The 11,864-nt window shown below is 71.7% G+C and carries 15 protein-coding genes; 11 read left to right on the forward strand and 4 right to left on the reverse strand.

Features of this window, described 5'->3' with window-relative positions:
- Window positions 1-212: 212 nt before the first annotated feature.
- A complete protein-coding gene (locus tag BFF78_RS38855) occupies window positions 213-980 on the forward strand; it encodes an ArsR/SmtB family transcription factor (protein ID WP_069782737.1) in 768 nt (255 codons plus the stop codon).
- Window positions 981-1,067: 87 nt separating this feature from the next.
- On the opposite strand, the gene BFF78_RS38860 is transcribed toward BFF78_RS38855, so the two are convergent.
- Window positions 1,068-1,502, reverse strand: coding sequence for an SPW repeat protein (locus BFF78_RS38860; RefSeq protein WP_069782738.1), 435 nt, complete (start codon window positions 1,500-1,502; stop codon window positions 1,068-1,070).
- Window positions 1,503-1,737: 235 nt separating this feature from the next.
- Here BFF78_RS38860 and BFF78_RS38865 point away from each other — a divergent pair, with 235 nt between their 5' ends.
- The 3 genes from BFF78_RS38865 to BFF78_RS38875 all read left to right on the forward strand — a co-directional run bounded on the left by BFF78_RS38865 (window position 1,738) and on the right by BFF78_RS38875 (window position 2,823).
- Complete coding sequence (locus tag BFF78_RS38865) at window positions 1,738-1,917, forward strand: hypothetical protein (protein WP_069782739.1); 180 nt, start codon at window positions 1,738-1,740, stop codon at window positions 1,915-1,917.
- Window positions 1,918-2,024: 107 nt separating this feature from the next.
- Window positions 2,025-2,258 carry a hypothetical protein gene (locus BFF78_RS38870; protein ID WP_069782740.1) on the forward strand — a complete coding sequence of 78 codons (234 nt, stop codon included), beginning with the start codon at window positions 2,025-2,027 and terminating at the stop codon, window positions 2,256-2,258.
- A 28-nt stretch (window positions 2,259-2,286) separates the two neighbouring features.
- Window positions 2,287-2,823 (forward strand): HXXEE domain-containing protein, encoded by a 537-nt coding sequence (locus tag BFF78_RS38875; RefSeq protein WP_069782741.1) that lies wholly within the window; start codon window positions 2,287-2,289, stop codon window positions 2,821-2,823.
- 40 nt (window positions 2,824-2,863) lie between these two features.
- Here BFF78_RS38875 and BFF78_RS38880 read toward each other — a convergent pair whose 3' ends face one another.
- Window positions 2,864-3,901, reverse strand: a complete 1,038-nt coding sequence (locus BFF78_RS38880; protein WP_069782742.1) for an acyl-CoA dehydrogenase family protein — start codon at window positions 3,899-3,901, stop codon at window positions 2,864-2,866.
- A gap of 112 nt (window positions 3,902-4,013) precedes the next feature.
- On the opposite strand from BFF78_RS38880, the gene BFF78_RS38885 reads away from it, so the two are divergent.
- The gene (locus BFF78_RS38885; protein ID WP_069782743.1) at window positions 4,014-4,364 is read left to right on the forward strand and encodes a YciI family protein; all 351 of its coding nucleotides are present in this window, start codon (window positions 4,014-4,016) and stop codon (window positions 4,362-4,364) included.
- 128 nt (window positions 4,365-4,492) lie between these two features.
- On the opposite strand, the gene BFF78_RS38890 is transcribed toward BFF78_RS38885, so the two are convergent.
- Window positions 4,493-5,482: a metallophosphoesterase family protein gene (locus BFF78_RS38890; RefSeq protein WP_069782744.1), complete on the reverse strand. Its 990-nt coding sequence runs from the start codon at window positions 5,480-5,482 to the stop codon at window positions 4,493-4,495.
- Window positions 5,479-5,979 (reverse strand): cupredoxin domain-containing protein, encoded by a 501-nt coding sequence (locus BFF78_RS48750; RefSeq protein WP_227026041.1) that lies wholly within the window; start codon window positions 5,977-5,979, stop codon window positions 5,479-5,481. Before BFF78_RS48750 ends, BFF78_RS38890 begins: the two co-directional genes overlap by 4 nt.
- A 168-nt stretch (window positions 5,980-6,147) precedes the next feature.
- On the opposite strand from BFF78_RS48750, the gene BFF78_RS38900 reads away from it, so the two are divergent.
- The 6 genes from BFF78_RS38900 to BFF78_RS38925 all read left to right on the forward strand — a co-directional run bounded on the left by BFF78_RS38900 (window position 6,148) and on the right by BFF78_RS38925 (window position 11,862).
- Entirely contained in the window at window positions 6,148-6,750 is a 603-nt protein-coding gene (locus BFF78_RS38900; protein ID WP_069782745.1) for a sigma-70 family RNA polymerase sigma factor, read from the forward strand.
- 25 nt (window positions 6,751-6,775) lie between these two features.
- Entirely contained in the window at window positions 6,776-7,567 is a 792-nt protein-coding gene (locus BFF78_RS38905) for a zf-HC2 domain-containing protein (RefSeq protein WP_069784091.1), read from the forward strand.
- A 124-nt stretch (window positions 7,568-7,691) separates the two neighbouring features.
- Window positions 7,692-8,114, forward strand: coding sequence for an ATP-binding protein (locus BFF78_RS38910; RefSeq protein ID WP_227026042.1), 423 nt, complete (start codon window positions 7,692-7,694; stop codon window positions 8,112-8,114).
- Between the two features lie 142 nt (window positions 8,115-8,256).
- A complete protein-coding gene (locus BFF78_RS38915) occupies window positions 8,257-9,480 on the forward strand; it encodes an RNA polymerase sigma factor (protein WP_069782747.1) in 1,224 nt (407 codons plus the stop codon).
- 114 nt (window positions 9,481-9,594) lie between these two features.
- Entirely contained in the window at window positions 9,595-10,917 is a 1,323-nt protein-coding gene (locus tag BFF78_RS38920; protein WP_069782748.1) for an aldehyde dehydrogenase family protein, read from the forward strand.
- A 126-nt stretch (window positions 10,918-11,043) separates the two neighbouring features.
- Window positions 11,044-11,862, forward strand: a complete 819-nt coding sequence (locus BFF78_RS38925; protein WP_069782749.1) for a hypothetical protein — start codon at window positions 11,044-11,046, stop codon at window positions 11,860-11,862.
- The last annotated feature ends 2 nt before the right edge of the window (window positions 11,863-11,864 follow it).

Below are 11,864 nucleotides of genomic sequence, written 5' to 3' on the forward strand. Positions count from 1 at the left end.
TTCGTCGGTGTGTCTTCGGCGCTACGGACCGTTCATCAAGGCCTTCCATACGTCATGGAACACAGATGTTCGTATCGTTCCTCTCGAATCGGTGCATAATCCGTTGCCCAGCCATCATTTCCGCAGGAAACGCGTGAACGAGCCTGGGCATCCTTGACATGCAAGTAATCACCTGCATAACGTTGAGTGTGCAATCAGAAGACGACACGGGGATGGACAAGGTCTTCAAGGCGCTGGCCGACGACACGCGCAGGCGTCTGCTGGACCGGCTCCACGAGAACAACGGCCAGACCCTGGGCGAGCTGTGCGAGCGCATCGCCATGACGCGCCAGTCGGTCACCCAGCACCTGGCCGTCCTGGAGGCCGCCAACCTGATCAGCACGGTGCGGCGGGGGCGGGAAAAGCTGCACTACCTCAACCCCGTACCGCTCCACGAGATCCAGGAGCGGTGGATCGACAAGTTCGAGCGCCCGCGCCTGGGCGCGCTCGGTGCCCTGAAGCGACGAGCCGAGGAAGCCATGACCGACAAGCCGAGTTTTGTGTACGTCACCTACATCGCGAGCACGCCCGAGAAGGTCTGGGAGGCGCTCACCGACGCCGACCTGACGGCCGCCTACTGGGGCCACCGCAACGAGTCCGACTGGCGGCCCGGCTCCCGCTGGGCGCATGTGCGCACCGACGGCTCCGGCGTCGCCGACGTGGTCGGCAAGGTGGTGGAGAGCCGGCCGCCGACCCGGCTGGTGACCACCTGGGCCGCGCCCGACGAGGAGGGCCGGGAGGACCGGCACTCCCGCGTCACCTTCGAGATCCGGCCGTACGAGGACATCGTCCGGCTGACCGTCGTACACGAGGACCTCAATGACGAGGGTGAGCGCTCGGACGTGGCGGCGGGCTGGCCGGCCGTGCTGTCCAACCTCAAGTCGCTGCTGGAGACCGGCCGGACCCTGCCGCAGGAGCCCTGGCTGGTGCCGGGGCGCTGAGCGGGCGCGAGGGAGGCCGGCCCGCCCGGGCGGACCGGCCTCACGTGCTGCCGGTTCTTCCTGTTCTTCGTTCGCTCGCGGCTCCCGCTACGGCCTGGAGGTGCTCTTCGCCGCCGTACCGGCACAGAGCAGCCCGAGCGCGAGGGCCACTGCGCCGATGACGACGTTGTTGATGATCACGCCCTTGTCCGGGCCGCTGCCCACGATCCAGGGGGCGATGATCAGCCAGATGCCCATGGCGCACATGGCCCAGCTGAGGCCGTACATCCGCTCGGGGGCCCGGGTGAATCCCAGTGCCAGCAGGCCTATCGCTATGCCCAGGATCAGGTTGTGGGTCATGAGCGCGGGCTGGCTCGCCGCGTAGTGCACGATCCACGGAGATGCCGCGCAGTAGAGCCCGAGCAGGAAGACCGGGCCGTCCACGAGCGCCACATCACGACCGCCGAGCATGCGGGCGTAGCGTGCCCGCATTTCGGAGACATCGGGGTGGGTTGATATGTCACCTCTGTGCAGGTTGGCCATGACTCGTCTCCTTTGACTTTGCAGGCCAGGCCGCGTCTGGTGCGGTATGCGCATAGAGTCGCATACTCCCAGTTTGCTCTTATTTGTTCTTTATGTGTAGGTGTGCGTCCGGAGCTTTCCGGGTGCGGCCGGAAGCGCTCCGGCACTGGATGACATGTCCGCATCGATTCCGGGCAGGCGGAAGTACAGGATGTACGTTCCTTACCGCTGCCGACCTCGGAGGTGACCGACCGTCATGGGTGCGAAGGTGCTGGAGCGGTTCCCCGCCGGGGCCCCGCGAGGATCCTGGCCGGCAGAGGAGTACGCGGCCGCGCGCCGCGCCGCGGGTGAGCGGGTGACCGTGGTGATGGACCTGAAGTCCGACGCCTTCCTCGTCGTGGCCGAGGCGGAGGACGACGACGGCCGCTCCGGATGAGCCCCTCGGTGACCATCGGCTTGCCCATCTCGGCGTCGATGGCGGCAGTTCCCGGCCGGTCTCGCTCAACGCGGGCTGGGGCAGGCGCGGTTCGCCGGCACTTCTTCGTGACATTCGATGGTCCGCGATGCGAGACCGGTGGGGCTCTCCTTGTCGCCGAACGGATCAAGGAGTACCACGCCCTCGGCATCGACGAGTTCGTCCTCTCCGGCTATCCGCACCTGGAGGAGGCGTACTGGTTCGGCGAGGGCGTGCTGCCCCGGCTCGGCGCGCAGGGCTTGTGGGCGCATCCCGACGGCACGGCGTCCGCGCCCTCCGCCGAGGTGCCGTTCGCGAGCTGACCGGCTCGCCCTGGCAGACTGCGGGTTCATGAAACGGGAATCGAACAAGCTCACTGCGGCCGCCACTTGGGGCCTGCTGGCCGCGTGGGCCCTGCACGACACCGAGGAAGTGGTCATGGTGCCGCGCTGGGTACGAACCCATGTGCCCGAACTGCGCGAGCGGTTCCCCCGGGTGCCGGAGACGGTGTGGCGGCGGCTGGAGTCGGTGGACGCGCGGGAGTTCGGCACGGCGGTCGCCGCGATGGCGGTGGTGCTGGCCGCCGCGTGCGCCGACGGTCACCGCACCGGGGGCCGGTCCGCCGTCTACCAGACCGCGCTCAACGCCTTCGGCCTGCACGGCCTGGTCCATCTGACACAGGCGGCGGCCATGCGCGGCTACACCCCTGGCTCCGTGACCACGCCCCTCGTGGTTCTCCCGTTCCCCCTGTGGGCCCGCGGCCGGCTGCGCCGGTCAGGTGTCCTGCGCCCGACCCGGCCGAGGGACCTGGCCCAGGGCCTCGCCTTCGCCGCGGTGGCCGCCGTCGGTACCCACACGCTGGCCCAGGGCGTACTGCGCCGACGGTGACGGCGAGGCTCCTGACCGACGGAGGTGCGAAGGCCCCGGCTCAAGCGGCTCCCAGCGCCCGCAGATGTGCCGACCGGGTCTCGGCCGTCTGCCCCTGCACCAGCAAGAACAGCGCCTCCCGGGCGAGGCGCTGGGCGCGGCTCGTCAGGGCCATCGACCGGCCGCCCCCGGCCACCACCGCCGCCGTGGTGGCCGTCCGCAGCACCTCGTACGCCTCCGCGCGCGCCGCCAGCCGCTCCGCGACCCGCTCCAGCGGCGCCGGATGGTCGGCCAGTGCGTAGGCGCGCCGGCGGGCGTCGGCCAGGCGGGCGCGCAGCGGCGCGGCTGTGTCCTCGGCCAGCAGGGAGAGCGCGGCCTCCGCGACGCCGAAGACGGCCGGGTTGGCGTTCAGCGTCCTGGCCCGGTCCCGGGGTGCCAACCGCTCGTACGGCATCCGCAGGGCAACCGACTCCTCCGGCAGCCACAGTCCGGTCAGCTCCAGCGACACCGTGCGCGCGGCGGTGAGCGCCGCGAGGCGCATCGGTTCCGAGGCCCGCAGCCCCTGCTGGACGCGCGCCTCGGCGAACGCGAGCAGCGCCTCGCCCGCGTCGGTCACCCCGGCGAGCAGCATCACGTCGTTCAGGCCCCACCCGGTGTACCAGGGCACGGTCCCGTCGAACCGCCAGCCGCCGCCCTCCCGGCGGACGCGTACCGGCACGCGCGGATACGACCGCAGGTGCGCGTACGCCACCCCGGACATCAGCTCACCGCGCGACAGCGGACCCAACAACCGCTCGCGTACCGGGAGTTCGCTCTGCGTCAGGACCTGCACGGGCGTGTGGTGCTGGGTCTGCACGAACCACGTGGAACAGCACGCCCCGGCCAGGATCTCCGCGATCCGGCGGACCACGTCCGGCGGCGCGCCCGAACCGCCGTACGCGACCGGAGCGCCCGCCCCGAGCAGCCCCGACCGTTTCACCGCCTCGATGTGGCTCGTCGGCACGCCCTCCTGGTCGACCCGCTCGGCCTCGGGGATCAGCAGGTCCGCGGCGAGCCGGTGGGCGCGGTCCAGGAGCGGATGTGCGGTGGTGGCTGTCATACGGGTGATTCTTCCGAAGATCTGTTCCGGCGCCGTGTCGATCCGAGGGGCGGCCGTTCGTGTAGGAGGTGTCTCGCGTCCGAGAGACCCTGAAGTCACCGAGGAGGACATCATGAAGCACTACCTGCTCAGCGTGGTCCAGCCGACCGGCGTGACCCCGCCTGCCCCCGACGCGCTCGCCGCGATCATGCGCGACGTCGAGGCCTTCAACGACGAGCTGCGCGCCGCTGGGGCCTGGGTGTTCGCGGGCGGCCTGCACGGCCCGGAGACCGCCACCGTGCTGCGCCCCAAGGACGGCGAGGTGCTCGTCACCGACGGGCCCTACGCCGAGGGCAAGGAGTACCTGGGCGGGCTCTGCCTGATCAGGGCCGCCGACCTGGACGAGGCCCTGGAGTGGGGCCGCAAGGCCGCCCTCGCGACCACCCTGCCCATCGAGGTACGGCCCTTCGTGGACCAGCACTAGCCTCGGCCTCCAGGATCACCTCGCGGCCCGGACGAGCCGGTCGCGAGGTGATCCGGGGCGGCCGGCAACGGCCGTGCCGCACCGCCACAGCCACCTGCCGGATCATGAGGAGCGGCGGCGTGCCGCTCTCATGCCAGCCGCTCGTCCTTGATCGCCAGCTGCTGGTCTCCCCGCCGGAAGCCCACGGTGCGGATGCCGAGCGCGTCCTTCAGCCGGCGGGCGGGCACGACCTGGGGAGTGGGGGTGGGTGCCCGCCCCGGCTTGGGCAGCGGGTAGGCGGTGGTGGTGGCGGAGTGGAAGGTGATGTTGCCCTCCGTCTTGGTGAACAGCTGGTGGACGTGTCCGTTGAGGCAGGTGACCGAGGAGAAGCGGCGCAGGAGCGCGATCACCTTCAGCGCGTCGTCCGTGCTCCAGCCCCACCGCGGGTACATGGCGAAGAGCGGGATGTGGCTGAAGACCACGACGGGGGTGTCCGACGGCAGGCCCGCGAGGTCCTTGCGGACGAAGTCGATCTGCTCGGTGCCGAGGTGACCGAGCTTCTCCAGGCTCAGGGTGTTGACCAGGGCGAGGAAGTGCACACCGTGGGTGTCGAAGCTGTACCAGCCGTCGCCGAGCGTGCCCTTGCCGAAGATCTGCCGGTAGGCGCGGCCCGCGTCGCCGATGGAGTCGTGCTCGCCCGGCACGGTGAAGACACGATCCGTCCGCAGCCCGGTCATCATGTGCCTGACCTGGTCGAACTGTCCCGTCGTGGACAGGTGCGTCAGGTCGCCGCTGTGCATGACGAAGTCGGGCCGGAACCCGAGCCCGTTGACCTGGTCGATCGCTGCGGTGAACGAGCCGACCACGTCCGTGTTGGCCGGGCCCTGGAAGCCGATATGACTGTCGGAGACCTGCACGAACCGCAGTGCGGCGCCCGGTGCCGCGGCGGCCCGGGCGGTGGTGTCCCGCGGGCCGGCGACATGGCTGAACACCTCTCCGCCGGCCACGGTGAGCACCACGGCTCCTCCGAACCATCCGGCGTGCCGCATGAGTTGGCGCCGGGACATGCCGTGTTCAGAAGGGGGATCCCCGGCGCCGCCGTCCGGTGCCGGGCTCTGGTGGTCGTCGTACGCGGTCATGAGGTCACCTCCACGGTGCCGGTCATGAACGGATGGATCGTGCAGACGTAGGCGTAGCTGCCGGGCTTGGTGAACGTGTAGGTGTAGGTGCCGTGCGTGGCGAGGGCGGGCGAGTGCAGCGGGCCGTCCGAGCCGGCGCTGGTGACGGTGTGGGCATCGGTGTCCTCGTTGGTCCAGGTCACCGTCGTGCCCGCCTTGACCTTCAGCGTGGCCGGAGAGAACGTGAAGTTCTTGATCGCCACGGCGTCCGCGGACACCGGTGCGGCGGCCGTGTTCCTGCCCGGAGAGCTCATGGGCATGGTCATGTCGGGTGTCGCCGAGGTGCCGGGCATCCCGGGGAGCTGATGCTGACCCGGGCCGGGCGTGAGGGAGCCGGTGTCCGAGGAGCGGGTCGACTGGCCGCACGCGCTCAGGAGCCCCAGTACGGCGGCGGTGGCGACGGCCGACCCGGCCGTACGGCGCGATCGGCGGCCCACGGGGCGGAGGTTGACGTACATGATGTTCATTCCCCAGTGATCAGGTGATGCCGTGTGTGCGACGGCTCATGCCTGGTTCCACGGGCGGCGCTGTCGCGCGGTTCGGGGAGATATGCATCTTTTGTCAGATTTCTCAGCTCTCACTGGGCATGACACGACAAAGCGATGCATATGCGTGATGATCGGCTTATGCCATGGAAGACCCGAAAACGTGGCGATGCGGCCGATCCGAATCGCTCCGGGCGCCGTGTCTCGGGTAACGGGACCATTTCGACCACGGACGAGGAACTGCTCCGGGCTCTGTATGCCGAGCACGCGGGCCCGCTGTTCCACTACGCACTGCGACTGACGTCAGGAGACCGGCAGTGGGCCGAGGATGTCGTGCAGGAGACGTTGCTGCGGGCCTGGCAGCACCCCGCCGCGTTCGAACCGGAACGCGGCCCGGCGCGCGCCTGGCTGTGCACGGTCGCCCGGCGCCTGGTCATCGACACGCACCGGGCCCGGCAGGCGAGACCGGCGGAGGTGGGGGGCGACGCCTTGGAGCGGGCCGCGGAGCGGACGCCGGGCGAGGACCGGATCGAGCAGGCGTTGCTGAGCTGGGCCGTCGCCGACGCGATCCACACCCTGTCCCCGGACCACCGCGCCGTACTGCTGGAGACGTACTACCGGGGCCGGACCGTGGCGGAGGCCGCCGAGGTGCTGGGCATCCCGCCGGGCACCGTCAAGTCGCGGACGTACTACGCCCTGCATGCCCTCCGGCTGGCTCTGCGGGAACGAGGCATCGAGCGATGACCACGGCATGGAGGAGGTGCCGGCCATGAACGCGGACCACGACGTCCTCCGGCTGGCGCTCGGAGGGTATGTGCTGGGCGTGCTGTCCCCGGCGGAGACGGAACAGGTGCGTGCGCACCTCGCGGAATGCGAGGGGTGCAGGTCCGAACACGCCGAGCTGGCCGGACTTCCGGCGCTGCTCGCGATGGTCACCGCGGCGGAAGCCGAGGGCCGGCCCGTACCGGTCGGTGACGAGGATCCGGCCGATCGGCTGGTGCGGCGGGCGGCGGAGAGCGCCGGGGGCACACCTCAGGCGCCGCCCGGCACGTCCACGGCGCCTCGGGCTCCCGAGGCGGGACTGCTCGACCGGATGCTTCAGCAGGCCGCTGCCAGGCGCCGCAGAACCTGGCGGCGGCAACTGGCCGGTGCGCTCGCCACGTTGGCGTTGGTCGCCGGGGCGGCGGTCGGCGGCACATGGCTGGCGATCAGCGCATCCGTGACCGGTCAGGCGACGCGGCCCGCACCGGTCACGCAGGCTCCGGTGCGCACCTTCTCCGGAAGCGACCCCACCACCGGCGTCACTGCTTCGGTCCGGGTCTCACCCTCGGCGTGGGGCAGTGTGCTGCAGGTCTCCGCCCACGGGGCGCCCGCGGGCATCACCTGCCGGCTGCAGGCGGTCGGACCCGGTGGGGTCAGGGCGGACGCCGCCACCTGGCGGGCGGGCGCGTATCCCGCCGGCACCACGATCCCCGGCGCGGTTCCGATGTCCCCGGCGGCCATCGAGCACTTCGAGATCGTCTCGGGCGGCGGCCAGAAGCTGGTCACGATCCGGGCGTGAGGTGAACTTCCAAGAAAATGCGCAAAACGGGCGATTGGCTCGAACCATATGCGCCCGTCATCCGTAGAACTGAATGAGTGCTCACATACGGGTTCCTACGCAGAAGAGCCAGAAGACCATGTTTGTGACCGATTCGGCCCGTGCCGACACCCTCCCCGCACGGTCCTGCCACCACCAGGCGATGCTCACCCTGCCCGCGCAGGAGGCGCATGTGCCCGCCGCCCGTCACCTCGCGGCGGAACTGCTGGAGTGCTGGCGCGTGCCCCAGAGCGAGCGGGACTCCGCCATCCTCATCGTCGACGAACTCGCCGCCAACGCCGCCCAGTACGGCCGCGAACGCATGACGCTGCTGCTCGTCCTCGACAGCGGCACCCTGCATATCGTGGTCACCGACTCCGGGACGGCGGTCGAGCGCGTCCACCACGACGCAGCCCCGGACGAGCACGGCCGCGGCACCGGGATCGTCGACTCCCTCGCACAGTCGACCGAGATCCACCAGACGCGCAGCGGGCGAGAGGTCCGCGCCTGTCTGCGGTGCCCGGCGTGATCGACCCCGTACGCTTCCGGCGAGCGGCCACGGCCAGACCGCGGCCGGCCGCCGGGCCGCACTCCGCCCCACGGCCGGCGTCGTCCGGGCCGCGGCGTGATCGGACGGAGCGGCGTGATCGGACAGAAGGGCACGGGCGCCCATGGCGGACACCGTCGATGTCGAGGCCGTCTTCCGCGCCGAGTACGGGCGCGCGGTCTCCGTCCTCGTCCGCTTCCTCGGTGACATCGACCTCGCCGAGGAGGCGGTGCAGGACGCCTTCACCACGGCCGTCCGCGCCTGGCCGGAGTCCGGCGTGCCGCCGAGCCCGGCCGGGTGGATCATCACCACCGCCCGCAACCGGGCCATCGACCGGCTGCGCCGCGAGTCCTCCCGGGACGCCCGGCATGCCGAGGCGGCCCGGTTGTACGCGCCCCACCTGTTCACGCCCGGCCCGCACGCGCCCGACGCACCGCCCGAGGAGGGCCCCGTGCGCGACGACCGGCTCCGCCTGATCTTCACCTGCTGCCACCCCGCGCTCGCCCTCCAGGCCCGGGTCGCCCTCACCCTGCGCCTGCTCGGCGGCCTGAGCACCGCCCGGATCGCCCGCGCCTTCCTGGTGCCCGAACCGACCCTCGCGCAGCGGCTGGTGCGGGCCAAGGCCAAGATCCGCGACGCGGGCATCCCGTACCGGGTGCCCCGGGACGCCGATCTGCCCGAGCGGCTCGGCGGTGTCCTGGCCGTCGTCTACCTGATCTTCAACGAGGGTTACACCGGCGACCCCGCCCTGTGCGCGGAGGCGCTGCGCCTCGGCCGGCTGCTCGCCGCGCTGATGCCGGACGAACCCGAGGTCACCGGCCTGGTCGCGCTGATGCTGCTGACCGAGTCCCGGCGGTCGGCCCGGCAGGACGCGGACGGCGTCCTCGTACCGCTGCCCGAGCAGGACCGCACGCTCTGGGACCGCGCCCTGATCGCCGAGGGCCAGGAGCTGGTCCGCCGGTGTCTGCGCCGCAACCAGCCGGGGCCGTACCAGATCCAGGCCGCGATCAACGCCGTACACAGCGACGCCCCGACCGCCGCGGCCACCGACTGGCACCAGATCCAGCGCCTGTACGACCAGCTCATGGCCCTGGCCCCGTCCCCCGTCGTCGCCCTGAACCGTGCCGTCGCCGTGGCCGAGACCGAGGGACCGGCCAGGGCGCTCGACCTCGTCGACGCCCTCGGCCTCGGCCGCTATCACGTGCTGCATGCCGTCCGCGCCGACCTGCTGCGCCGCCTGGGCCGCACCGCCGAGGCGGCCACGGAGTACGGCTTGGCCGCCGAACTGGCCGGAAGCGAGGCCGAGCGGGGCTACCTGGAGCGGCGCGGGCGGGACCTCGGACTGTGAGCGCCGTCACCTCGGGCTGCCGGAATGCATTTGAGGACCTGAAAGGTTGGCAAATACATCCACCGAGACCTAGGCTCGGGCCGAACCCGCCCGTGCACCACCAGCGAGGCCCACGTGAACCACCCCGTCATCGAGCAGCCCGTCGACATCGTGGCCCGGCTGCGCGCCACCTTCGCCACCGGCCGCACCAAGCCCGTCGAGTGGCGCACCGGGCAGCTGCGCCGGCTGCGCGCGATGCTCACCGAGCGCGGCGCCGACCTCGCCGCCGCCCTCCACGCCGACCTCGGCAAGAGCGGCACCGAGGCCTACCGCACCGAGATCGACTTCACCGTCCGCGAGATAGACCACACCCTCGGCCACCTCACGGAGTGGCTGCGGCCGGAGCCCGCGCCGGTCCCGGCCCACCTCGGCGCCGACGCCACGGCCTGGACGCAGTACGACCCGCTCGGTGTCGTCCTCGTGATCGCCCCCTGGAACTACCCGGCGCAGCTGCTGCTCGCCCCCATGGTCGGGGCCCTGGCCTCCGGCAACGCGGTCGTCGCCAAGCCGAGCGAGCTGGCCCCGGCCACCTCCGCCGTGCTGGCCGAGCTGATCCCGGCCTACCTGGACACCGACGCGGTCGCCGTGGTCGAGGGCGGCGTGCCGGAGACCACGGCCCTGCTGGCCGAGCGCTTCGACCACATCTTCTACACCGGCAACGGCACCGTCGGCCGCATCGTGATGCGCGCCGCCGCCGAGCACCTCACCCCGGTCACCCTCGAACTGGGCGGCAAGTCCCCGGTGTTCGTGGACCGCGACGCCGACCCGGACGTGGTCGCCGACCGGCTCGCCCGCGGCAAGTTCCTCAACGCCGGCCAGACCTGCGTGGCCCCCGACTACGTCCTGACCGACCCGGAGACCGCCGCAGCCCTGGAGCCCGCGCTGGTCCGCGCGGTCGAGGCGCTGTTCGGCACGGACCCGGCCGAGTCGCCGGAGTACGGCCGGATCGTCAACGAGCGGCACTTCGACCGGCTCTCCGGCCTGCTCGGCTCCGGCCGGGTCGCGGTCGGCGGTCAGAGCGACCGTACGGCGAAGTACATCGCGCCGACCGTCCTCGCGGACGTCGACCCCGACTCGCCCGTCATGCGGGAGGAGATCTTCGGCCCGGTCCTGCCCCTCGTCACCGTGTCCGGCCTGGACGAGGCGATCGCCTTCATCAACGACCGCGACAAGCCGCTCGCCCTGTACGTCTTCACCGAGTCCGAGGAGACCCGTGCGCGCATCGCCGCCGAGACCTCCTCCGGCGGCCTCGGCTACGGCCTGCCCCTCGCCCACCTCACCGTCTCCGACCTGCCGTTCGGCGGTGTGGGGGAGAGCGGCATGGGCAGCTACCACGGCCGCTACTCCATCGAGACGTTCAGCCACCGCAAGGCGGTCCTGGACAAGCCGCTCGGCTGAGCCCCGTGGGCCCGCCCGCCTGCCGAAACGATACGGCGTAACGGAGTTGACACGAACGGTCACCAACCGGCGCGCGACGCAGTACGCTGCCGGGGCAACACAGGGGCGGGTTCCACGGGGGGCGGAATGAAGGACTCCTACGAGCTGTACCGGCATGCCGTGCGTGACGTGTGGCGGACCTGGTGGGTGGCCTGGCCGCTGTCCCGGCGGGTCGAGCCGGGACAGGTCCTGCAGAGCGCCGACGGCCAGCTGCGCACGGCCGGCTCCCTCGCGGACCGGGGCGTTCCCTTCACCTTGCGTCCCGGCACGCCGCACCACGACTACACCTATGACACCCAGGGCTCCGCGTCCGTCACGTTCAAGGCGGCCGGGACGGCCGCCGACGGCTTCACCTCCCTCGCGACCGCCGACGTCGGCGCCCGGGTCGGTTTCGAGAAGGGCGACTGCGCACTCGTCGTCTACCGCGGCCTGACCGAGACCGGCGTGGACGACACCCGGGCACTCGCCTCGGCCCTCGTACGCCGCGGCTGGGACGACTGGGACGAGAGCCTGCTCGCCGTCACGGACGTCGTCGGCGCCCGCTCGGGCCTCGTACTCACCGCCGCCGACGGCGCCAGCGCGGCCGAACTGCGCTTCCAGGCCGACGCGTTGCCCACGTTGCCGGCGCTCGCGGACCTCTCGGCGGCGACGGCCGTCGGCTGGCGCCGGCACATCGGCCTGGAGTGGCTCGCCACCGACGTCACCCCCTTCTTCCGCGTGGTCCGGCTCCGCAGAGGCTGGTTCGGCAAGGTGAAGAAGGACTACGGCCCCCGCCAGCGCGGGCGGGGCGCCGCGGACGTGCCCGTCCCGCCGGTGCTGCTGGAGGAGGCGCAGGACGATCCGGCGGCCGTACTGGAGCATGTGCCGGCGGACGAACAGCCACTGCCCGGCGAGGCCACGCGCTGACG

It is taken from the genome of Streptomyces fodineus, from assembly GCF_001735805.1.
Taxonomy (GTDB): domain Bacteria; phylum Actinomycetota; class Actinomycetes; order Streptomycetales; family Streptomycetaceae; genus Streptomyces; species Streptomyces fodineus.